The organism is Rathayibacter sp. AY1F4, from assembly GCF_002931775.1.
Classification (GTDB): domain Bacteria; phylum Actinomycetota; class Actinomycetes; order Actinomycetales; family Microbacteriaceae; genus Rathayibacter.
Window position 1 is genome coordinate 61,630 of sequence record NZ_PSVE01000011.1, and the last position, 22,062, is coordinate 83,691.

Sequence of the window (22,062 nt, forward strand, 5' to 3'; positions counted from 1 at the left end):
AGCGGTCAGACGCCGAGGGCTCGACTCGCTGCGGTGAGCGCACCATCGGCGGTCGCCCCCAGCTCACGCGCGCGCGACGCGAACACGGCGGCCGCGGCCTGCAGCTCGCGCTCCAGCGCGTCCACGCCTCCCGCGACGACCGTGCCCGCCCGGCCGCGCGTCTCAACCAGGCCCGCCGACTCCAGCTCCCGGTAGGAGCGAGCGACCGTCCCCGCGGCGACGCCCAGCGTCTCGGCCAGCGCGCGCACCGGCGGCAGCCGCGTGCCGACCGGCAGCTCGCCCGCCGCGATCAGAGCGGTGATCTGCTCGCGGATCTGTTCGAAGGGCGCCGCGGCCGCGCCCGCCTCGACGCGGAGCGCGAGCGCCGGCGTCATCGGGCGGCGACCGGGACGCGGTCGAGCGCCGAGTCGAGCAGCTCGCTGATCAGGTCCGGGTAGTCCACGCCGCTCGCGCCCCACATGCGCGGGAACATCGAGACCGGCGTGAAGCCGGGCATGGTGTTGATCTCGTTGACGACGAAGCCGTCGGCGGTGAGGAAGAAGTCGACCCGGGCGAGGCCCTCGGCTCCGATCGCGTCGAAGGCGCGGATCGCGAGGGACCGCATCTCGGAGAGCTCGCCGTCCGTGAGGTCGGCCGGGCAGACCAGCTCGATGCCGGACGCACCGAGGTACTTCGCCTCGAAGTCGTAGAAGCCGCGGCCGGAGACGACCACCTCGCCGGCGACGGAGGCGCGGGCCGGAGCACCGCGGCGGCCGCCGAGCACGCCGATCTCGACCTCGCGGCCGACGATGCCCGACTCGATCAGCACCCGCGAGTCGTGCGCGAACGCCTCCTCCAGCGCGGCCTCGAGCTGCTCGCGCTCGTCGATCCGGCTGACGCCCACGCTCGAGCCGGCCCGCGCCGGCTTCACGAACGCGGGCAGGCCCAGCTCGTCGAGGGCCGAGGAGGCGTCGCCCGGGTCGGCGCGCCACTCCGCCTCCGTCACGAGGTACCAGGGCGCCACCGCGAGGCCCGCGGCCTGCAGCACCGTCTTGGTGAAGTGCTTGTCCATGCCGAGCGCCGACGCGAGCACGCCCGAGCCGACGTAGGGCAGCCCGACGAGCTCGAGCATCCCCTGGACGGTGCCGTCCTCGCCCCACGGGCCGTGCAGGATCGGCAGCACCACGTCGACCTCGCCGAGCGAGCGCGTCGCGCCGTCCTCGCGGGTCACGGTGAGCTCACGCGAGAGGGCCGACTCCGGCCAGCGCACGCGGGAGCCGTCGTCCTCGACGCGGGGCAGAGACGCGGCGTCGAGAGCGAACTTCTCGGGACGGTCCTCCTCGAGCACGAAGGCGCCGTCGGAGGTGATCCCGACGGGGATCACCTCGAAGCGGTCACGGTCGATCGCCCGCAGCACCCCGGCCGCCGTTGCGCAGCTGATCGAGTGCTCGCTGGAGCGCCCCCCGAACAGAACGGCCACGCGGAGCTTGCTGGTCATCGAGGTTCCTCTCACCCTGTGGCTCGTCCGAATCCGTGGTCAGGTGCGGCGCGATGTCCTTCGGATCGAGCGTACCGGCGAGCACCTGCGACACCTGCTCGACGATGGGCATGTCGACTCCCCTGGCGCGCGCCAGCTCGAGGACCGGCGCGACGGAGGCGAGCCCCTCCGCCGTCTGCTGCATCGACTTCACCACGTCGGTGAAGCTGTAGCCCTGGCCGAGCAGGCGCCCGGCCGTGTTGTTGCGCGAGAGGGACGAGCTCGACGTCGCGATGAGGTCGCCGAGCCCCGCGAGTCCGGCCATGGTCTCGGCCCGTCCGCCGTACGCGACCGCGAAGTCGGTCATCTCGGCGAGACCGCGCGTGATGATCGACGCCTTCGTGTTCTCGCCGTAGCCGACGCCGTCGACGATTCCGATCGCCACGGCGATGAGGTTCTTCAGCACGCCGCCGAACTCGGTGCCGATCACGTCGGTGTTGACGTAGGAGCGGAAGTAGCGGTTGGTCGCCGCGAGGGCCACCTCCTGCGCGGTGACGAGGCTCTCGGAGGCGATGACCGCCGCGGTCGGCTGCTCCTTGGCGATCTCGAGGGCGAGGTTGGGCCCGGAGGCGACGGCGATCCGGTCGGGAGAGACCGGCAGCATCTGCGCGATCACCTCGCTCATCCGCTGGCCGGTGCCCTTCTCGACGCCCTTCATCAGGCTCACCAGCACCGTGCGCTCGGTGAGGAACGGCGTGATCGCCTCGAGGTTGCTCCGCAGCGACTGCGACGGGATGGAGAGGTAGACGTGGTCCGCGCCCTCCAGCGCCTCCTCGATGCGCGGCGTGGCCCGGATGTTGCGCGGGAGGTTGATGCCGGGGAGGTAGTCGCTGTTGCGCTTGGCCTCGGTGATCTCGCGGGCCAGCTCGGCGCGGCGCGCCCACATCACGACGTCGGAGCCGCCGTCGGCGAGGATCTTCGCGAAGGTGGTGCCCCAGCTGCCGGCGCCGAGGACGGCGACGCGGCGGGGCACGGGGATGGGCGCCTTCCTACTGCTCGGACTCAAAGCGACCCGTGCCCTTCTGGTTGTGCTCGGAGGGGTTCCAGCGCTTCTCGGGCGCCGCCTCGCCGCGCAGCTCCTCGAGCAGGGCGGTGATCGCCGCCATCACGACCGCGGAGGCCTCGTTGAGTGTGGCGGAGTCGAGGCTGCGTCCGCGGAAGGCGGACAGGTCGACGGGGTCGCCGACGATCACGTCGACGCGCTTGCGGCGGAAGAGGGTGATCCGCTTGGAGTAGCGGCCCATCAGCTGCTGCGCACCCCAGTGCGCGACCGGGACGACGGGCAGCCCGTACTGCAGCGCCATCCGCACCGCTCCCGTCTTGCCGCGCATCGGCCAGAGCTCGGGGTCGCGGGTGAGGGTGCCCTCGGGGTAGATGATGACCGAGCGGCCCTCGTCCACGAGAGCCTTGGCGGTCTTCAGCGGCTCGCTGCCGCGGACCGAGCCCGAGCGCTCGACAGGGATCTGCCCGGAGCCGCGCAGGATCGAGCCGAGCACGGGCACCGAGAACAGCGAGGCCTTGGCGAGGAAGCGCGGTGCGCGGCCGGCGCGCCACAGGGTCCAGCCCGTGATGATCGGGTCGATCTCGCTGTAGTGGTTCGGCGCGAACACGAAGGCCCCGGTGCTCGGGATCCTGTCGCCGTTCCGGATCCGCAGGTCGACCGAGGCGGTCATCACGGGGATCACCGCCGCCGCGAGGAACCAGAAGATGGACGGACGGCTTCGCTCAGACACCCGCCCATCCTCGCATCCCGCATCGGAGGGGCCGCGTCCCCACGCCCGGGAGCAGCGGGGCCCCGCGGTGGGAGGAGCGGCCCGGCCGCCGGGTACGGTACCGGCATGCCCCGTCCGCGTCGCCGCCCGTCGCCGTGGGACGCCGTCGGCAGGGCCCTCGGCCGCCTCGCCGACTCGCCGATCGCGCTGTCCGGCCTGGTGCTCCTGATCGTGTGGGGAGTCGTGCTGCTCGCCACGCAGGCCGGACGCGATGCGGCCGCGCTCGGCGACGGCCTCCTGCTGACGCTCGCGGTCCTCGTCGGCGGCTCGGCGTCAGTCGCCCTCGTGATCGGCGGGGTCGACGCCCTCTGGCGCGTGGCGGTGGCACCGCTCGCCCACGTCGAGGCGGAGGCGACCGGCGGCGTCGCGGTCCTCGGACGCGGCCGGCTCGGAGCGGGCCTCCGTCGCATCGAGCCGCGGTTCCCGCTGCCGACGCTGCGGCCCTACGCGGTGGTCGTGCCGCGCCGCCGGGGACTGACCGTCTCCTTCGGCGACTGGGGCGTCGTCGTGCCCTGGGCGCGGATCGCACGGCTGGAGCGGCGGTGGGTGCTGGTGGGCCTGCGTCCGCGCGAGGCCCTCGAGGTCGTCCTGGCCGGGACGCGGCGCGGACGCCTGACGCTGGTCCTGGTCGAGTCGCCCGGACCGCTGGGCCTCCGGCCCGCGCCGGAGACGACGCTCGCGCTCCTCGAGAAGCGGATCCGGGGACGCCTGGAGGAGGCCGCGGAACCGCCCGCGTGGGGCGCGCCCAGACGCGACAGGACCCCGGGCCGCTGAGGACGGTCGTGCTCCTCGGCACCGGGGTCCCGGTGGGCGGCTACGCGTCGAGCGAGAAGTCGGCGCCCAGCAGCTCGAGCTTGGTGAGGAAGTTCTCGTAGCCGCGGCTGATGATGCCGACGTTCGAGACCGTCGAGGTGCCCTCGGCCGAGAGCGCCGCGATCAGGTGCGAGAAGCCGCCGCGCAGATCCGGCACGACGATGTCGGCGCCGTGCAGCTTCGAGGGTCCCGAGATCACGGCCGAGTGCATGAAGTTGCGCTGCCCGAAGCGGCAGGCCTGCCCGCCGAGGCACTCGCGGTGGATCTGGATGGTCGCGCCCATCTCGACGAGCGCGTCGACGAAGCCGAAGCGCTGCTCGTAGACGGTCTCGTGCACGATCGAGACGCCCTTGGCCTTCGTGAGCGCCACGACCAGCGGCTGCTGCCAGTCGGTCATGAAGCCGGGGTGCACGTCGGTCTCGATGATGACCGGCTTGAGCTCGCCGCCCGGGTGGTAGAAGCGGATGCCGTCCTCGGCGATCTCGAACGCGCCGCCGACCTTGCGGAAGACGTTGAGGAAGGTGGTCATCTCCTGCTGGCGGGCGCCGCCGACGAAGATGTCGCCGTCGGTCGCGAGGGCCGCGGCCGCCCAGGAGGCCGCCTCGTTGCGGTCGAAGAGCGCGCGGTGGGAGTAGCCGGTGAGCCGGTCCACGCCCTCGATGCGGATCACGCGGTCGGTGTCGACCGAGATGATGGCGCCCATCTTCTGCAGGATGTTGATCAGGTCCATGATCTCGGGCTCGATCGCCGCGCCCGAGAGCTCGGTGATGCCGGAGGCGCGCACCGCGGTCAGGAGGACCTGCTCGGTCGCTCCGACGCTCGGGTAGGGCAGCGACACCTTGGCGCCGTGCAGGCCCTCGGGGGCCGACATCCGGATCCCGGAGGGAAGCTTCTCGATCACCGCGCCGAAGTTGCGGAGGACCTCGAGGTGGTAGTCGATCGGGCGGTCGCCGATGCGGCAGCCGCCGAGGTCGGGGATGAACGCCTCGCCCAGGCGGTGCAGCAGCGGGCCGCAGAAGAGGATCGGGATGCGGCTGGAGCCGGCGTGCGCGTCGATGTCGGCGAAGTGCGCGGACTCGACGTTCGAGGGGTCGAGGATCAGCTCGCCGACCTCGGCGCCCTGCTTCACCTTGACGCCGTGCACCTCGAGGAGGCCCTTCACGACGCGGACGTCGCTGATGTCGGGCACGTCGCGGAGGGTGGACGCGGTCTCGCCGAGGAGCGCCGCGACCATCGCCTTGGTGACGAGGTTCTTCGCTCCCTTGAGCTCGATGCGCCCCACCAGCGGCCGACCGCCCTTGATGGTGATCCGCTCCGTCGTCATCCCCACGCGGGCTCCCGAGGCCTTGGCGTCCTGGAGGGCCTTGGCGTCCTGAAGAAGTGTGTTCACGCTATTTCACCGGCAATGTCTTGGGCCGCCAGCTCTCGCGGCGGGTCTCGAATTCGGAAATGAGCGCTTCGTCGCGCAGGGTCAGGCCGATGTCGTCCAGGCCCTCGATCAGGCGCCATCGAGTGTAGTCGTCGATCTCGAAGTCGAAGGCCTCGTCACCGGCGGTGACCGTACGCGCAACCAGATCCACCGTCGGTTCTATTCCCGGGGTGCTCTCGATGATCTCCCACAGGCGCTCGACGTCGGCCTCGGACACGACGGCGGCCAGGAGTCCCTGCTTGCCGGCGTTGCCGCGGAAGATGTCGCCGAAGCGGGGCGAGATCACGACCCGGAAGCCGTAGTCGCGCAGGGCCCAGACGGCGTGCTCGCGGCTGGAGCCCGTGCCGAAGTCCGGTCCGGCCACGAGGATGCCGGCCCCGCGGTACCGCTCCTGGTTGAGGACGAAGTCCTCCTCCTGGCGCCAGCCGTGGAACAGGGCGTCCTCGAAGCCGGTCTTCGTGATACGGCGGAGGTACACGCCGGGGAGGATCTGGTCGGTGTCGACGTTGGCGCGCTTCAGGGGCGCGGCGATCGCGGTGACGGTCTCGAACTTCTGCACGGTCAGACTCCTGCTCTCTCGCGCGCCGGCTGCAGGTCGGAGGGGCTCGAGAGCGTGCCGCGCACGGCCGTGGCGGCAGCGACGAGCGGCGAGACGAGGTGGGTCTTCGCCCCCCTGCCCTGACGGCCCTCGAAGTTGCGGTTGGAGGTGGAGGCGACGCGCTCCCCCTCGAGCAGCTGGTCGGTGTTCATGCCGAGGCACATCGAGCAGCCGGCGAAGCGCCACTCCGCCCCGAACGCCGTGACGATCCGGTCGATGCCCTCGGCCTCCGCCTCGAGCCGCACGCGGGCGGAACCGGGGACGACCATCACGCGGACGCCCGGCGCCTTGGTGCGCCCCTCGACGATCGCGGCGAAGGCCCGCAGGTCCTCGATCCGGGAGTTGGTGCAGGAGCCCATGAAGACGACGTCGACCGGGATCTCCTTCATCGGCGTCCCGGGCTCGAGCGCCATGTACTCCAGCGCGCGCAGGGCGCTGGTGCGCTCGTTCAGGTCGTCGATGGCCTCGGGGTCGGGGACGGACTGCGAGAGCGACACGCCCTGGCCGGGGTTGGTGCCCCAGGTGACGAACGGCTCGAGCGCGTCGGCGTCGATCACGACCTCGGCGTCGAACACCGCGCCCTCGTCGCTCGGCAGCGTCCGCCAGTAGGCGACGGCGGCGTCCCAGTCCTCGCCCGCGGGGGCGTGCGGACGGCCCTGCAGGTAGGCGAACGTCGTCTCGTCCGGCGCGACCATGCCCGCGCGCGCCCCGGCCTCGATCGACATGTTGCAGATCGTCATCCGGCCCTCCATCGAGAGCGCCCGGATCGCGGAGCCGCGGTACTCGAGGATGTAGCCCTGGCCGCCGCCGGTGCCGATGCGGGCGATGACCGCGAGGATGACGTCCTTGGCCGTGACCCCCTCCTTCAGCGTCCCCTCGACGGTGATCGCCATCGTCTTGAAGGGCTGCAGCGGCAGCGTCTGCGTGGCCATCACGTGCTCGACCTCGCTCGTGCCGATGCCGAAGGCGATCGCGCCGAACGCGCCGTGCGTCGAGGTGTGCGAGTCGCCGCAGACGACGGTGATCCCCGGCATCGTCAGGCCGAGCTGCGGGCCGACGACGTGCACGATGCCCTGCTCCACGTCGCCGAGGGAGTGCAGGCGGACGCCGAACTCGCCGGCGTTCCGGCGCAGAGCGTCGATCTGGGCCCGGCTGGTCGGGTCCTCGATGGGCCGGCCGATCTGCAGGGTCGGCGTGTTGTGGTCCTCGGTCGCGATGGTGAGGTCGGGGCGGCGGAGGGGGCGCCCGGCCGCGCGCAGCCCGTCGAACGGCTGGGGGCTCGTCACCTCGTGGAGGAGGTGGAGGTCGATGTAGACGAGGTCCGGAGCGCCGTTCTCGCCCTTGACGACGACGTGGTCGTCCCAGACCTTCTCGGCGAGGGTGCGGGGCCTCGGGGTGCGGATCGTGTCCGCGAGCGAGCGGGGTTCCGCTCCGCTCGACGCGGGCGCGGCTGCGCCGGGTGACTTCTCGGTCATGACGGTTCCTTCTCCTTCAGGAGTCGCTGCTCGGCCAGGCGAGGCACCGCGACGAGGGAGGCCGTCAGATCGAGGTCTCGTCGCGGCACGGAAGGAGGTGCGGGCCGCTCAGCATGGACCGAGAATAGCACCGCGCTCCCCCGCTCCCGGGAGCCGGCGGCGCGCGGTCGACGGCTCAGGCGCGGGCGTCGAGCACCGCGTCGACGACGACCACGGTCACGTTGTCCCGCCCGCCGGCGTCGACCGCCGCGCCCACGAGCGCCTGGGCGAGGTCGGCCGGGTCGCCGGAGTCGCGGCGCGCGAACAGCGCCGCGATCCGCTCGTCCGAGAGCTCCTTGGTGAGCCCGTCGGAGCAGAGCAGGTAGCTGGCGCGCGGCACGACGGGCAGCGTCCAGACGTCCGTCTCGACCTCCTCGTCGGCGCCGAGGGCGCGGGTGACGATGTTGCGGTCCGGGTGCGACTCGGCGGACTCCCGCGTGAGCAGGCCCGCCGAGACGAGCTCCTGCACGGCCGAGTGGTCCACGGTCAGCTGCTCGAGCTCCGTCCCGTCCCAGCGGTAGACGCGGGAGTCGCCGACGTTGAAGAGCGCCCAGCGGGCGGGCCCGGAGGGCTCGGGCAGGACGAGCATCAGCCCCGTGAGCGTCGTGCCGCAGAGCGCACCGCCCACGTCCAGCGCGCGCACCGCCGTGTTGGCGCCCTCGACCAGGTCGAACACCGCGTCGACCGGTCCGAGGGCCGTCGGCCGGTTCTTGTGCAGAGCCCCGACCGCCGCAGCGCTCGCGAGGTCGCCGCGGGCGTGCCCGCCCATCCCGTCGGCGACCGCGAGCAGCAGCTCGTCGGCGAGGAGGGAGTCCTCGTTGACCCGGCGGACGGCTCCGACGTCGGTGCTGCTGCTGACGGCGAGCCGCAGCGCCCCCTGGGGCAGGTCGACGGTGGTGGTCGTCATCGCGGGGTCACTTCTCCTCGGCGGCCGAGCGGGCGTCGTCCGAGACGACCTCGGGGTGCCCGTCGTGCATCTCGATGTGGCGGTGCTCGCGGCGCATCTTCGCCAGGCTCGCGAGCGTCGCGACGGTCATGCTCAGGACGATGACCACCAGCGAGGTGATCGTGTCGATGTCCCACACCGGTACGGGCTCGCCGCCGTTGATGAAGGGCAGGTCGTTCTCGTGCAGGGCGTGCAGGACGAGCTTCACGCCGATGAAGGCGAGGATGAACGCGATGCCGTACTTGAGGTACTCGAGCTTGTCGATGAGGCCGCCGAGCAGGAAGTAGAGCTGGCGGAGCCCCATCAGGGCGAAGATGTTCGCGGTGAAGACGATGAACGGGCTCTCCGTGATGCCGAAGATCGCGGGGATCGAGTCGAGCGCGAAGAGCAGGTCGGTCGAGCCGATCGCCAGGAAGACGATCAGCATCGGGGTGAAGAACGTCGTGCCGTTCTTGACCGTGCGGATCTTCGAGCCGTCGAACTCGTCCGAGATCCTCACGCGCTTGCGCAGGAGGCGGATGAGCAGGTTGTCCGTGCCCTCGTCCTCGTCCTCCTTGCCGAACGCCTGGTTCCACGCCGTGTAGACCAGGAACGCGCCGAACAGGTAGAAGATCCAGCTGAAGCTCTCGATGAGCTGCGCGCCGAGGAGGATGAAGATCCCGCGGAAGACCAGCGCGATGATGATGCCCACCATCAGCACCTCCTGCTGCAGCTTCGCCGGCACCGCGAAGCGGCCCATGATGATGACGAAGACGAACAGGTTGTCGATCGAGAGGCTGTACTCGGTCAGCCAGCCCGCGACGAACTGGCCCGCGAGCTCGCCGCCGCCGAGGATCAGCATCGCCAGCGCGAAGATCAGCGCGAGCGTGACGTAGAAGCCGACCCAGAGGCCGGACTCCTTCAGGCTCGGCACGTGCGGGCGCTTGTAGACCAGCAGCAGGTCGGCGGCGAGGATCAGGCTCAGGACGACGAACGAGCCGATCACGAACCAGACGGGCAGATCGAGCATGAGGGCCTTCCGAGTGGGTGGGGGGCCGAAAGTCTCTCCCCGGGGAGCGGACGGCCGTGCCGGTCCGCGTCACCCGTCCCGCCCCCGGCGCCGCGCAGGGGCGGTGCGTACTGACGGGAGCGGAAAGGCGGGATACTCCCCTTCGCGGATGCGATCCTAGCGCCGATCCGGCCGGATGCGGCCCCGGGGCGGCGGAGCGGGAACGAGGCGATCGGCGCGATGCGTCGAGCGGGTGCCGCGTGGCGAGCACCCGGGTGTTAAACGAGAAGAACCCCCGGTCAGACCGGGGGTTCTTCTCGTGTTGCCGTGGTGACCCCAGCGGGATTTGAACCCGCGTTACCGCCGTGAGAGGGCGACGTCCTAGGCCGCTAAACGATGGGGCCGCGTTTTTGCAACTCGAAGAGTGTTGCACACGGATCCGCATCGATGCAAATCGAGCGCCCGGCCCACCCGGTCTCCGCTCGGCCCGGGCCTTGCCCGCCGCTCGCCGAAGCGGTTGGCTCGGGTCATGAGACTGACGAAACTCGAGCACGCCGCCGTCCTGATCGAGGAGGACGGCGCCCGGCTGGTGATCGATCCGGGGTCCTTCACCCGGCCCGTCGAGGGGACGGCCGACACCGTCGCCGTGGTGCTCACCCACGAGCACGCCGACCACTGGACCCCGGAGCAGCTGCAGCGCCTGCGCGACGCGGCCCCGTCGCTGCGGATCCTCGGCCCGGCCGGGGTCGCCGCCGCCGCCGAGGGCTTCGACGTCGAGACGGTCGCGGACGGCGACGTGGTGACGGTCGGCCCGTTCGAGCTGCGCTTCTTCGGCGCCCGCCACGCGGTGATCCACCGGAGCATCCCCGTCATCGACAACGTGGGCGTCCTCGTCAGCGGCCGCGTCTACTACGCCGGCGACTCCTTCACCGTCCCCGAGGGCGTCGACGTCGAGGTCCTCGCGGCCCCGTCGGGCGCGCCGTGGATGAAGATCGCCGAGGCGATGGACTACGTGCTCGAGATCGCGCCGCGGCACGCCTTCGCGACCCACGAGCAGGTCCTCTCGGAGGCGGGACGCGCGCTCGGCCACGACCGGCTCGGCTGGGCCGTGCGCGAGGGCGGCGGGGAGTACCACGCGCTCGAGCCCGGCGATGTGCTCGAGCTCTGACGCCGGGGACGACGACGGCCGGGTCGGGGATGAGCCCGGCCCGGCCGTCGTCGCGATCCGCTAGCGGATCAGTAGTACTCGCCCTGGCGGTAGTCCCAGGAGTTGAACTGCTCCGCGAGGTTCAGCATGATGCGCTCGTAGTCGAGGCCGCGGCGGATCAGCACGGGGCCCGGGGTGATCGAGCGCTCGCTGCCCTGCACGGGGATGAGGGCGCCCGAGGCGTCCACCATCGAGACCATGACGCCCTGCTCGTGGCGGGAGTCCTCGTCCTTGTCCGGCTGGATGGAGGAGACGTACGAGTCGGCCGAGACGATGACGTCCGCCTCGTTCTCGATCCGCTCGCCGATGTTCGCGACCCGGCCGCGGTTGCCCACACCCGAGGGGTTGGCCGAGCTGGCGAAGGTGAGGGTGCGGTCGCGCTCCCACAGGGTGGCGACCAGCTGCTCGGCGGGGCGGCCGAAGCGGATGACGAAGCAGCTCGTGCCTCGTCCGTCGCGGACCAGCTCGCGGGCGTCCTCGTCGATGAGCTCGAGCGCCTCGGCCTTCCACGGGAGGATGCAGCCGAGCAGGACGTCCTGGTCCCAGTGCTTCTGGTAGAAGGCGAGGACCTCGTCGTTGAGCTCCGCGAGCTCGACGAGCTGCTCGATGCTGGAGCAGAGCACGACGCCGGGCTTGTTGCGGTTGCGCTGCTTGGCCGAGAACTTGCGCTCGAGGCCCGCACCGTCGGTCGTCATGAGGATGTAGCCGACCTTGGTCGCGCAGACGACCAGTCCACCGGGAGCGGCGAGCGCGTCCACTGCCTCGGCAGGAGCCTGCTCACGCCATTCGATCACCGTCGTGCTGGTCATTCTTTCCCTTTCGTGGTGTCCAGAGACGCCATGGGCGGGGCCCCGGCCGAGCGGAAGCCTAGCGGATGGCCCCGCGGCGGCAGGCGCGGCGGACCCTCCCCGTCCCACGGCGGGAGCGGCCCGGCCGGAGTGCGCTCCGCCGGGTGCTCGAGCAGATGGTCACGACCCCGCTGCAGGCCCCGCTCCCGGGCCCCAGGAGGTCACGTTCGCGAGGTCGGCGCCGAACTCGATGCGGAGGCGGACGGGCGGGCCGCCGCGCAGTACGTCCGGCAGCCACAGGCGAGCGTCGTCCCACATGCGGTCGAACGGCACCTCGTCGACCGGGACGAAGGCGGCGGCGAGCTCGCTCGACTCGGTGACCTCGCCGGCGACCCGGCGGCAGAGGAAGACGTGCGAGCGCTGACTCCACGCCGGCCGGTGGGGGAAGGAGTAGTCGAGCACGCCGCGCGGCTCCAGGTCGGCCGGGAGGGCGACCAGCCCCGCCTCCTCCTGCAGCTCGCGGACGGCCGCGTCGACGGGCGACTCCCCGGGCTCGAGCTTGCCGCCGGGGGCGACCACGCGGCCCTCGCCGAGGCCCCTGCGCTTCCGGCCGAGGAGCACTTCCGCACCCCGCGGGCCGTCGCGGAGGACGTAGACGACGCAGACCTCGGGCAGCCCCACCGCGCACCTCCGCTCCGGCGGGCCGGGGGCCCGGCACCGCCGTCGTAGGCTAGCCCGGTGACGACGACCGCGCTCGAGCGCTTCCAGGCCCTGCTGCGCGTCGACACCGTGTCCCACTCGGACGAGTCGGCGACCGACTGGAGCCGCTTCCACGCCTTCCGGGAGCTCGTCGCCGAGCTCTACCCGGCGCTGCACGCGGCGCTGGAGTCCGAGACCGTCGCCGGCCACTCCCTCCTCTGGCGCTGGCGCGGCGAGGAGCCGGGCGAGCCGGCCGTGCTGATGGCTCACTACGACGTCGTCAGCGTGACGGCGGCGGAGTGGTCGCACGACCCGTTCGCGGCCGAGACGGTCGTCGCCGCGGACGGCCGCACCTCCGTCGTGGCGCGCGGCGCACTCGACGACAAGGGCTCGCTCGTCGCCCTCCTCGAGGCGGTCGAGGCGGCGGTCCTGCGGGGCGAGCGGCCCCGGCACGACGTGTACCTCCTCTCCACGCACAACGAGGAGACGGCGGGCGACGGCGCCCCCTCGGTCGTCGCCCTGCTCGGCGCGCGCGGGGTCCGCCCGCGCCTCGTGCTCGACGAGGGCGGGAACGTGCGGCGCGGCATCCTGCCCGGCGTCACCACCCCGATCGCCGTGATCGGCGTCACCGAGCGCGGGATCATGAACCTCGAGCTGACCTGCCGCGACGTCGGCGGCCACGCCTCCGCTCCGCCGCCCCCGCCCGGGCTGCTCGCCACCCAGCGGCTCGCGAGGGCGATCCACCGCCTGACCGAGAACCCGTTCCCCTCGACCCTCCCGGAGCCGATCGCCCAGCTGGTGCGTGCGGCGGCCGACCACGCGGACACGGCCCACGCCGTCTGGTACGCACGACCGCACGAGCACCCGGACGCCGTCGTCGGCGCGCTCGCCGCCCACTCCAACCGCTCGGCCGCGATGCTGCGGACGACGGTCGCGATCACCGAGCTGCGCGGCAGCACCGGAGCGAACGTCCTCGCCTCCAGCGCCAGCGCCACCGCGAACGTGCGGATCAACCCGGGCGGCACCGTGGCGGGCGTGGTCGAGCGCATCCGCGCCGTCATCGACGACCCGGAGGTCGAGGTCGAGGTGAAGGTCGCCCACGAGCCCTCCCCCGTCTCCCCCACCGGCGAGCCCGGCGACGGCGGGCCGTACGACCTGCTCCGCGCGGTCGTGCAGGAGTCGTTCCCGGACGCGGTCGTCGCCCCCTACGTGCAGACCGGTGGCAGCGACGCCCGGCACTTCCACGCCATCAGCGACCACGTCTACCGCTTCATCCCGTTCGAGATCAGCCCTCGGCAGCAGCTCGGGATCCACGGGGTCGACGAGTCGGTCGAGGCCGACCAGTTCGAGCGCGCCATCGAGTTCTACGCGCGGCTGCTCGCCCGGCTCTGATCGCGGCGGTCCTCAGGGGCCCGGAAGGACCGCGCAGCGACCGGCAACCTGGGAGAACCGTTCGATGACGCGCCGACCGGTGTTGGCCCGGAGTTCACCCCGCGATGATGGACTGATCGCAGCGGGGTCGCCTCCGCTGGAGCAGTGCGCAAGTGCCGACGCCGGGTCGCGTGATCCGGCTCCCGCCGATCGTGGAACCCGAGGATCATGTCCCTCCGCCAGGCCGAGTACCCCCGGCCCAACCACTTCATCCTTCATCTGAGCGACACCCACTTCATCGCCGGAGACGGCGGCCTGTACGGCTCCGACGTCGACAGCGAGGCCCAGCTGCGGCTCCTGTTCGACGAGCTGGAGGCGTCCGGCGGACGTCCGGAGGCCGTCGTCATCACGGGTGATCTCGCCGACAAGGGCGAGCCGGAGGCGTACGCGAAGCTGCGCGCCGTCGTCGAGCCCGCGGCCGCACGCCTCGGCGCCGAGGTGATCTGGGTGATGGGCAACCACGACGACCGCGGCGCGTTCCGCTCGGGGCTGCTCGACCAGCTCCCGACCACGCAGCCGGTCGACCGCGTGCACGACGTCAACGGGCTGCGGATCATCGCGCTGGACTCCACCGTGCCCGGCGCCCACTACGGCGAGATCTCGGACGCGCAGCTCGACTGGCTGGCGGAGGAGCTCTCCAGCCCGGCCCCGCACGGCACGATCCTCGCACTGCACCACCCGCCGGTGCCGAGCGTGCTCGACCTCTCTGTCCTCGTGGAGCTGCGCGACCAGCCCGCCCTCGCGGAGGTGCTCGAGGGCTCCGACGTCCGCAGCATCATCGCGGGCCACCTGCACTACTCGTCGACGGCGATGTTCGCCGGCATCCCGGTCTCGGTCGCGTCGGCCACCTGCTACACCCAGGACCTCAACGTGCCGGTGGGAGCGACCCGCGCCCGCAACGGCGCCCAGGCGTTCAACCTGATCCACGTCTACGACGGCACGGTGCTGCACTCGGTGGTGCCGATCGGCGCCTCGACCGAGGTGTCCTACGTCTCGGCGAACGAGACGCAGCGGATCCTCGCGGACCACGGCGTCGAGATCGCCGCGGCGACGGCGGCCCCCGTCGCCCGGGACGAGGAGCTCTACCCGCCGCTCGTGGAGCGGGTGGGCGTCAGCGCGTAGCGGCGCGGCGGGGCGTCGGGGTCGCTCCCACGCCTCCGGGCGCCGCGTCGACCGCGTCCTCGGACACGGCCGACGGTGTCAGCGCCCGCCGGCGCGGTCCCGTGCGAACAGCCACCCGGCGAACGCCAACGCCGCGGCCAGCGCGACGCCCACGCCGACGCCCGCTCCCACGCCGATGCCCGGGAACACGAGCGAGCTCGCCAGGCCGAGCAGCAGCCCGGCCACCGCTCCCCCGACGGCCCAGCCCACGGTCAGACCTCGCGCTCCCACGGAGCCGGGATCGGGTAGTACTCCTCGAGGAACCCGATGACGGCCTTGGTGCGCGCCTCCGCCGAGATCTCGGGGAAGCTGCCGTCGTTGAGGCAGAAGAAGTCGACTCCGCGGTTCTTGAGGAGCTTGCGCATGTCCTTCAACCCCTGGTGCATCGTCGTGTCGACGTACTTCACCGAGGCGTTCTCCTGCACGACCGCGCGCCCGGTCATCAGCGCGTAGTAGTGGTAGAGCGAGTTGGTGACGGAGACGTCGTTCGCGGAGCGGAAGCGGCTCGCGGCGGTCGCGGTGAACTCCGGCTCGAACTCGGCCTCGAGCTCGGCCATCACGGTCTTGCGGAGCGGCGTGGCGGCGTGCTCGAGGTGACGGGTCGTCATCGCGCCGAAGCGCTCGCGGAGCAGGCGCCGGTTGACGCGGGCCGCGTTCTCGAAGCCGCTGCGGGAGGCGTTGGAGTCGCCCATGCCGATGCGCGTCGTCGCCTCGATGAACTTCGTGATGCCCCCGGGCGAGAAGAAGATCGACGGGTCGACCGGGCGCCCGAAGAACATGTCGTCGTTGGAGTAGAGGAAGTGCTCCGCCAGCCCCGGGATGCGGTGCAGCTGGCTCTCGACTGCGTGGGAGTTGTGCGTCGGCAGCACCGAGAGGTCGCGGAAGTGGTCCTCGCTGCGCACGAGGGTGACGTCCGGGTGCTCGTCCAGCCAGCGCGGGCGCGGGGAGTCGGTGACGATGTAGATGTGCCGGATCCACGGCGCGTACATGTAGACGCTGCGCAGGGCGTACTTGAGCTCGTCGATCTGGCGGAAGCGCGCCGGAGCGTCGTCGCCCTCGCCCACCACGTAGCTCGCCATGCGGGCCGCACGGGCGCGCTGGAACTCCAGGTCGGTGCCGTCGACCCACGAGAAGACGATGTCCACCTCGAAGCGGATGTCGCTGACGAGCGGCTCGAACATGCCCTCGAACGTCGGCCAGGTGCGGCCGTACGCCTCGACGTGGGCGTCGATGGCTTCGGCGACGGGGAGGCTGTTGCGCATGAGCGCGTTCTCGGCGGGAGTGATGATCTCCTCCTCGCCCACCTTCCACAGCTCGAGGCGGACGCCGCTGCGGGCGCCGTAGCGCAGCGATCCCGTGGAGGAGACGCGCGGGCGGAAGAGCTTGAAGACGGAGGCGCGCGGATACGGCGCGAGCACGCCCTCGGCCAGGAGCTGCGGCGGGGTGCCCCGCTTGTCGACCGTCTTGGCGTAGAAGGGCTCGGTCGCGAAGGCGCGCGCCAGCAGCGTCGCCAGCTCGGCGCCGAGCACGCGGTCCACCGCGAGGAAGGGCGAGCCGTCGGTGCCGCGGATGAGGCGGTAGGGGAATTCGGCGGCGTCGAGGACCTCGCCGATGGCGATCAGGTCCTCGGTCCAGGCCGCGCGGGGCGTCGTACTCGAGTTCACCAGCGAGAACAGGCCGGCATGGACCACGACGTCGTCGCGGTCGAAGTGGCGCGGGCGCAGGAGCGGTGACGGAAGAGCACGGACGGAAGGCATGATTCACATTATCCGCCGTGGATTTCGTCCGTGTGACCGGGCCGTCGGCTTGACAGCGACCGCGGGGCCGCACGGTCAGCGCGAGAGCGACCCCAGACGGTCCCCCGCCTTCTCCGCGGCCTTCGCGGCCCGCCTGGCGCGGTGCCGCTCCTCGGCGGCGACGACCCCCAGCGCGAAGGCCCCCTCCCCGCTGCGATCGGCCTCCTCCAGGATCAGCGCACGGGCGGCGAGCGCGTCGCGCTCCTCCCCCAGGGCGTCGGCGAGGTCCTCGCCCGCCTCGGCGAGCGAGCGGCGCCGGGCGCCGACGGCCTCGGGGACGACCGCCCGCCACGCCTCCACGGTGTAGCGGAGCCGCTTCGCCGCCTTCCGCAGGTCGTGACGAGCCTCGAGCGAGCCGCCGGCCGCCGCGGAGCCCGCCGCGGAGATGCGCGCGAGGTCCTTCGCGACGGAGCGGCGCACCAGCGCCGTCGCGCTCGAGCCCGCACGCGCGGTGCGGGGCGGGTCCGCGAGCAGGGCGTCGAGCGAGGCGAGGAGCGCGAGGTAGCGGCCGCCGCGCAGAGTGCGGTCGACGCGGCGCAGCGCCGAGGCGTGCCGGTGCTCGATCTCCTCCAGCAGGGCGGAGGGGGTGCTCGGGGCGCCCTCGACGGCCGCCAGGGAGGTGCGGAACCGCTCGGCGAGCACCTCCTGATCGCGAGCCGCGCCGAGGACCCCTCCCAACCAGCGCAGCTCGTCCCGCACGGGGTCGGTCGCCGCACGGTCGAGCACGGAGCGGGAGGCGGCGAGGACGGACCGGAGCCGGCGCGCGAGCACGCGCATCCGGTGCAGGGCGTCGTCGGCCTCGAGGCGCACCCGCGGGTCGACGGCGCGCAGCTCGCGCAGGAGCGAGCGGACCGCGGCGAGCGCCGCCTCCCCGCCGTTGCGCGGATCCGGGACCGTCTCCTCGATGGGGCCGCCGGTGGCCCGGGCGAGCTTGGAGGCGCTGGCGGCCGGGCGGGCGCCCGCGGCGAGGAGGCGCTGCTCGATCGCGTCGAGGATCCGCTCGCCCTCGTCCCCCGGGACGTCGACGAGCTCGACCTCCCACTCCCTCCAGCGCCGTTCGCGGCCGGTGCGCTGATCGCGCGCGGTCACCAGGTCGTCGGCGATCTCGGCGAGCTCCCGCCCGTGGGAGTCGAGGGCGCGGGTGATCGAGCGGACCGTCTCGAGCAGCGCCAGCGGCTCGAGCGGCGCGCGCCCCACCTGCCCGAGCACCGGCTCGCGGACGGCGGACGGGACCGTGCGCGAGGCCGTGAGCTCCGCGTGGATCTCGGTGCGGCCGGAGGAGCCGGGCAGCTTGACGTGCCAGCCCTGGTCGGATCCGCCCTCGCGGCGGCGCAGCGTGATCCGCGCCCGGGACAGAGCGCGCTCGGCGGTGTCGAAGTACTCGGCGCGGAGGGTCACCGGCTCCTCCGTGCGGACGCTCGCGACGCTCCCGGTGCCGGTCAGGTCGGGCAGCCGGGTGCCCGCGTCGACGTCGTACTTGCGCTCGACCTCGGTCTGCACTCTCCGCGCACCGCCCGCCCGGGACGTCGCCGACTCGTTCTCCGCACCGCTGGCCATGCTCCATTGTGATCACGCCCGGCGCCGCTGCGGCACCCCGGGGCCGCCAGGGGCGCCCTCGCCCTAGGCTGGAGCGATGACCGCGCCCGTTCCGCCCGTCGTCCGCCGCGTCCCCCTCGAGCGCCGCCACCACGGCGACGTGGTGGTCGACCACTACGAGTGGCTGCGCGAGAAGGAGAGCCCCGAGGTGATCGCGCACCTCGAGGCCGAGAACGCGTACACCGAGGCGGTGCTGGCTCCTCTCGCTCCGCTGCGCGAGCGCCTGTTCGAGGAGATCCGCTCGCGGACGAAGGAGACCGACCTCTCGGTCCCCGTCCGGGAGGGCTCCTGGTGGTACTTCTCGCGCTCCTACGAGGGCCGCCAGTACGCCGTGCACTGCCGGGCGCCGATCAGCGGGCCGGACGACTGGACGCCGCCGTCGATCGCCGAGGGCGGCCCGCTCGAGGGCGAGCAGGTCGTCCTGGACGGCAACGCGGAGGCGGAGGGACACGACTTCTTCTCGCTCGGCAGCTTCGACGTCTCGGCGGACGGCCGACGGCTGCTCTTCGGCACCGACGTCGAGGGCGACGAGCGCTACACCCTCCGCATTCGCGACCTCGAGACCGGCGAGGACCTGCCGGACGTCATCGAGGGCACCGGCGGCGGAGCGACGTTCGGCGCCGACGCGCGCTTCGTCTTCTACCCGACCGTCGACGACTCCTGGCGCCCCGACACGATCTGGCGGCACGAGGTCGGCGCCGGGACCCCGGACGAGGTCGTCTTCGCCGAGCCCGACGAGCGCTACTGGATCGGCGTGGGCCTCACCCGCAGCCGCCGCTTCCTCGTCATCGAGATCGGGAGCAAGATCACGAGCGAGTGCCTGCTGCTGGACGCGTCCGACCCGACCGGCTCCTTCCGCTCGGTGTGGCCGCGCCGCGAGGGCGTGGAGTACGAGGTCGAGCACGCCGTCGTCGACGGACGCGACCGCCTGCTGATCGTGCACAACGACGGCGCCCTCGACTTCGAGATCGTCGAGGAGCCGGCCGACCTGTCGCTCGACGCCGATGCCCGGGCCCGCGAGCGCCGCGTGGTGGTGCCGCACCGCGAGGGCCGCCGGATCGAGGGCGTCGACGCCTTCGCCGGGCACGTCGTCGTCTCCTACCGGGCCGACGGAGCCACCCGGCTCGGGCTGCTCCGCGAGGACGGCGCCGGAGCGCGGCTCGAGGAGATCGTCTTCGACGAGCCGCTCTACGACGCGGGCCTGGCGGGGAACCCGGAGTGGGAGCAACCCTCCCTCCGCCTCGCCTACACCTCGTTCGTCACCCCCTCGACCGTGCTCGCGCTCGACGTCGCGACGGGCGAGCGCACGGTGCTCAAGCAGCAGCCGGTGCTCGGCGACTACGACCCCGCGCTCTACGTGCAGAGGAGGGAGTGGGCCGTGGCGGAGGACGGCACGCGGGTGCCCCTCTCGCTCGTCTGGCGCCGCGACGCCGCCGATCCGGACTCGGCCCCCGCGCCGCTCCTCCTCTACGGCTACGGCTCGTACGAGGCGAGCATCGACCCGGGCTTCTCGATCGCGCGCCTCTCGCTGCTCGACCGCGGCGTCGTCTTCGCCGTCGCGCACGTCCGCGGCGGCGGGGAGATGGGCCGCTCCTGGTACGAGAACGGGAAGACGCTGGCGAAGCGGACGACCTTCACCGACTTCGTCTCCGCGGCGCGGCACCTGGTCGACGCGGGCTTCACCACTCCGGACCGCCTGGTCGCGCAGGGAGGGTCGGCCGGCGGCCTGCTGATGGGCGCGGTCGCGAACCTCGCCCCGGAGGCGTTCGCCGGCGTCCTCGCGCAGGTCCCGTTCGTCGACGCGCTCACCTCGATCCTCGACCCGTCGCTCCCGCTCACGGTGATCGAGTGGGACGAGTGGGGCGACCCGCTGCACGACGCCGAGGTCTACGCCTACATGAAGTCGTACTCGCCCTACGAGAACGTCCGCGAGGATGTGCAGTACCCCCGGATCCTCGCGACGACGAGCCTCAACGACACCCGGGTGCTCTACGTGGAGCCGGCGAAGTGGGTGGCCAGGCTCCGCGAGGTCGGCGCTCCCGCGCTGCTGCGCACCGAGATGACCGCGGGACACGGCGGAGTGAGCGGACGCTACGAGCGCTGGCGCGAGATCGCGTTCGAGTACGCCTGGACGCTGGACGTGCTCGAGCTGGCCTGAGCGCCCCGCCGCAAGCCCCTCCGCCCGTCGCCCGCGGCCAGTAGGGTTCGGGGTGCCGACGGAGGGAAGAGCATGAGCGCAGGCCTGTCGATCGACCGCATCGCCGCATGGGTGGCGGACCAGAGGTGGTACGCGAGCAAGGGGCGGCGCCCCGAGCTGGAGGTCCGCGGCGCCTGGTCGCTGCACCCCGGCGAGGCGGAGGTGGTGGACCACCTCTTCATCGACCGGGCAGGCACGAGCCCGGTGCTGTACCAGGTGCCGGTGACCGTCCACGCGGCTCCGGTGCCCGGGCTCGAGGACGCCCTCGTCTACTCCGACGACTCGCACTACGTGTACGACGCTCCGCGCGACCCGGTGTTCGCCCGCGCCCTGCTCGGGATGATCGCCGACGGCGGCCGCTCCGACGAGGACGGCGCTCAGGGCGGCGCCCGCGCCGAGGGCCACCGGCAGCCGGGTGCCGCGATCGGGGCGTTCGCGTCCTCGAAGGTGCTCAGCGGCGAGCAGTCGAACACCTCGGTGATCGTCCGCACCACGGCCGACGACGGATCCGACGCGACGCCGGTGATCGTCAAGGTCTTCCGCGCCCTCCACCACGGCGACAACCCGGACGTGACGGTGCAGTCGGCGCTCAACGCCGCCGGGAGCGCCCTCGTCCCGCCCGTGCTCGGCAACGTGACCGGCGAGTGGGACGACGAGGGCGAGGAGACGGGCCGCGCCTTCGGGCACCTCGCCTTCGCCCAGGAGTTCCTCCCCGGGGTCCAGGACGCGTGGCGCGTCGCCCTCGAGGCGGTCGCCGCCGACTCCGACTTCACCGGACCCGCCCGCGAGCTGGGCCGCGCCACCGCCGAGGTGCACGCGACGCTGGCGGAGGTCATGCCGACCGAGGACACCACGTCCGAGGTCGTCGAGCGGATGGTCGCGGCCATGCGCCGTCGCCTGCGCATCGCCTCGGCAGAGGTCCCCGTGATCGCCGAGGACTCGGAGGCGATCGAGGCCGTGTTCCGCGCCGCCGAGACCGCGCCGTGGCCGAGGCTCCAGCGCATCCACGGCGACTACCACCTCGGGCAGGTCCTGTCCGTGCCCGATCGCGGCTGGGTGCTCCTCGACTTCGAGGGCGAGCCGCTGCGGCCCATGCACGAGCGCCGTCTTCCCGACGTGGCGCTGCGCGACGTGGCGGGGATGCTGCGCTCCTTCGACTACGCGGCGGGTGCGCACGAGCAGGCCGAGCCGGGCGCCTCGAGGGCGGCGTGGGCGGCGGCGAGCCGTGCCGCGTTCCTCGAGGGCTACGCCGAGCGAGCGGGCGACGCGGTCACCGCGCACCGGGCGGTGCTCGACGCGTTCGAGCTCGACAAGGCCGTCTACGAGGCGATCTACGAGGCGCGCAACCGGCCGGAGTGGCTGTCGATCCCGGTCGCCGCGGTGCAGCGCCTCGCCGGACGCTCGTAGGGTGGCAGGCATGAGCGACGACACCGACGACAAGAAGCCCCTGGACCCGCTGAGCGACTTCAGCATCCCGGGCGACACCGATCTGCACACGACCGGCGACGCCTCGGGCGCGGACGGCGACGAGGTCGCGGAGCCCGGAGCGGACGAGGACTGAGCCGCCTGCTCTGCGGGGCCGGCCGCCGGCTCGGCTCTGCGGAGCCGGCG

21 protein-coding genes and 1 tRNA gene are annotated in these 22,062 nt (G+C 72.6%); 7 read left to right on the top strand and 15 right to left on the bottom strand.

What is annotated here, in order from left to right:
• Positions 1–5: 5 nt before the first annotated feature.
• The 4 genes from C5C59_RS08780 to C5C59_RS08795 are packed head-to-tail and all read right to left on the bottom strand — an operon-like array spanning position 6 to position 3,189.
• Positions 6–374, bottom strand: coding sequence for a GntR family transcriptional regulator (locus C5C59_RS08780; RefSeq protein ID WP_104237901.1), 369 nt, complete (start codon positions 372–374; stop codon positions 6–8).
• Positions 371–1,477: a D-alanine--D-alanine ligase family protein gene (locus tag C5C59_RS08785; protein WP_104237900.1), complete on the bottom strand. Its 1,107-nt coding sequence runs from the start codon at positions 1,475–1,477 to the stop codon at positions 371–373. Before C5C59_RS08785 ends, C5C59_RS08780 begins: the two co-directional genes overlap by 4 nt.
• Complete coding sequence (locus C5C59_RS08790) at positions 1,374–2,489, bottom strand: NAD(P)H-dependent glycerol-3-phosphate dehydrogenase (RefSeq protein WP_181067828.1); 1,116 nt, start codon at positions 2,487–2,489, stop codon at positions 1,374–1,376. Before C5C59_RS08790 ends, C5C59_RS08785 begins: the two co-directional genes overlap by 104 nt.
• Positions 2,490–2,505: 16 nt before the next feature.
• Positions 2,506–3,189 (bottom strand): 1-acyl-sn-glycerol-3-phosphate acyltransferase, encoded by a 684-nt coding sequence (locus tag C5C59_RS08795; RefSeq protein WP_104237925.1) that lies wholly within the window; start codon positions 3,187–3,189, stop codon positions 2,506–2,508.
• A gap of 165 nt (positions 3,190–3,354) precedes the next feature.
• Here C5C59_RS08795 and C5C59_RS08800 point away from each other — a divergent pair, with 165 nt between their 5' ends.
• A complete protein-coding gene (locus C5C59_RS08800) occupies positions 3,355–4,062 on the top strand; it encodes a hypothetical protein (RefSeq protein WP_104237899.1) in 708 nt (235 codons plus the stop codon).
• Positions 4,063–4,102: 40 nt separating this feature from the next.
• Here C5C59_RS08800 and murA read toward each other — a convergent pair whose 3' ends face one another.
• The 6 genes from murA to C5C59_RS08830 form a co-directional block, all read right to left on the bottom strand.
• Positions 4,103–5,425 carry a UDP-N-acetylglucosamine 1-carboxyvinyltransferase gene (gene murA, locus C5C59_RS08805; RefSeq protein WP_167299052.1) on the bottom strand — a complete coding sequence of 441 codons (1,323 nt, stop codon included), beginning with the start codon at positions 5,423–5,425 and terminating at the stop codon, positions 4,103–4,105.
• Between the two features lie 67 nt (positions 5,426–5,492).
• Positions 5,493–6,089: a 3-isopropylmalate dehydratase small subunit gene (gene leuD, locus C5C59_RS08810; protein ID WP_104237898.1), complete on the bottom strand. Its 597-nt coding sequence runs from the start codon at positions 6,087–6,089 to the stop codon at positions 5,493–5,495.
• Between the two features lie 2 nt (positions 6,090–6,091).
• Entirely contained in the window at positions 6,092–7,603 is a 1,512-nt protein-coding gene (leuC, locus tag C5C59_RS08815) for a 3-isopropylmalate dehydratase large subunit (protein ID WP_104237897.1), read from the bottom strand.
• Positions 7,604–7,778: 175 nt separating this feature from the next.
• Positions 7,779–8,549 carry a PP2C family serine/threonine-protein phosphatase gene (locus C5C59_RS08820; RefSeq protein ID WP_104237896.1) on the bottom strand — a complete coding sequence of 257 codons (771 nt, stop codon included), beginning with the start codon at positions 8,547–8,549 and terminating at the stop codon, positions 7,779–7,781.
• 7 nt (positions 8,550–8,556) lie between these two features.
• The gene (locus tag C5C59_RS08825) at positions 8,557–9,597 is read right to left on the bottom strand and encodes a TerC family protein (RefSeq protein ID WP_104237895.1); all 1,041 of its coding nucleotides are present in this window, start codon (positions 9,595–9,597) and stop codon (positions 8,557–8,559) included.
• A gap of 307 nt (positions 9,598–9,904) precedes the next feature.
• Positions 9,905–9,980: transfer RNA gene (locus C5C59_RS08830), tRNA-Glu, on the bottom strand.
• Between the two features lie 125 nt (positions 9,981–10,105).
• Between C5C59_RS08830 and C5C59_RS08835 the strand changes: the two genes are divergently transcribed.
• Entirely contained in the window at positions 10,106–10,744 is a 639-nt protein-coding gene (locus tag C5C59_RS08835; RefSeq protein WP_104237894.1) for an MBL fold metallo-hydrolase, read from the top strand.
• Between the two features lie 68 nt (positions 10,745–10,812).
• Here the strand turns inward: C5C59_RS08835 and C5C59_RS08840 are convergent, their stop codons facing one another.
• Together C5C59_RS08840 and C5C59_RS08845 are read right to left on the bottom strand one after the other, a co-directional pair.
• Entirely contained in the window at positions 10,813–11,592 is a 780-nt protein-coding gene (locus C5C59_RS08840) for an L-threonylcarbamoyladenylate synthase (RefSeq protein ID WP_104237893.1), read from the bottom strand.
• Positions 11,593–11,751: 159 nt separating this feature from the next.
• Positions 11,752–12,252 carry an 8-oxo-dGTP diphosphatase gene (locus tag C5C59_RS08845; protein ID WP_181134867.1) on the bottom strand — a complete coding sequence of 167 codons (501 nt, stop codon included), beginning with the start codon at positions 12,250–12,252 and terminating at the stop codon, positions 11,752–11,754.
• A gap of 57 nt (positions 12,253–12,309) precedes the next feature.
• On the opposite strand from C5C59_RS08845, the gene C5C59_RS08850 reads away from it, so the two are divergent.
• Positions 12,310–13,662, top strand: coding sequence for a M20/M25/M40 family metallo-hydrolase (locus C5C59_RS08850; RefSeq protein ID WP_104237891.1), 1,353 nt, complete (start codon positions 12,310–12,312; stop codon positions 13,660–13,662).
• 207 nt (positions 13,663–13,869) lie between these two features.
• The gene (locus C5C59_RS08855) at positions 13,870–14,823 is read left to right on the top strand and encodes a phosphodiesterase (protein ID WP_104237890.1); all 954 of its coding nucleotides are present in this window, start codon (positions 13,870–13,872) and stop codon (positions 14,821–14,823) included.
• 78 nt (positions 14,824–14,901) lie between these two features.
• Here C5C59_RS08855 and C5C59_RS17020 read toward each other — a convergent pair whose 3' ends face one another.
• From C5C59_RS17020 to C5C59_RS08865, 3 genes are all read right to left on the bottom strand, one after another.
• Positions 14,902–15,093 carry a hypothetical protein gene (locus C5C59_RS17020; RefSeq protein ID WP_104237889.1) on the bottom strand — a complete coding sequence of 64 codons (192 nt, stop codon included), beginning with the start codon at positions 15,091–15,093 and terminating at the stop codon, positions 14,902–14,904.
• Entirely contained in the window at positions 15,075–16,619 is a 1,545-nt protein-coding gene (locus C5C59_RS08860) for a stealth family protein (RefSeq protein WP_104237888.1), read from the bottom strand. The genes C5C59_RS17020 and C5C59_RS08860 overlap by 19 nt, the downstream gene beginning before the upstream one ends.
• Before the next feature lie 75 nt (positions 16,620–16,694).
• Positions 16,695–18,215 (bottom strand): CYTH and CHAD domain-containing protein, encoded by a 1,521-nt coding sequence (locus tag C5C59_RS08865; RefSeq protein ID WP_104237887.1) that lies wholly within the window; start codon positions 18,213–18,215, stop codon positions 16,695–16,697.
• Between the two features lie 76 nt (positions 18,216–18,291).
• Here C5C59_RS08865 and C5C59_RS08870 point away from each other — a divergent pair, with 76 nt between their 5' ends.
• The 3 genes from C5C59_RS08870 (at position 18,292) to C5C59_RS17215 (ending at position 22,012) form a co-directional block, all read left to right on the top strand.
• Positions 18,292–20,412: a S9 family peptidase gene (locus tag C5C59_RS08870; protein WP_104237886.1), complete on the top strand. Its 2,121-nt coding sequence runs from the start codon at positions 18,292–18,294 to the stop codon at positions 20,410–20,412.
• A 72-nt stretch (positions 20,413–20,484) separates the two neighbouring features.
• Positions 20,485–21,858 (top strand): phosphotransferase, encoded by a 1,374-nt coding sequence (locus tag C5C59_RS08875; protein ID WP_104237885.1) that lies wholly within the window; start codon positions 20,485–20,487, stop codon positions 21,856–21,858.
• A gap of 10 nt (positions 21,859–21,868) precedes the next feature.
• Positions 21,869–22,012, top strand: coding sequence for a hypothetical protein (locus C5C59_RS17215; protein ID WP_159914626.1), 144 nt, complete (start codon positions 21,869–21,871; stop codon positions 22,010–22,012).
• Positions 22,013–22,062: the final 50 nt, after the last annotated feature.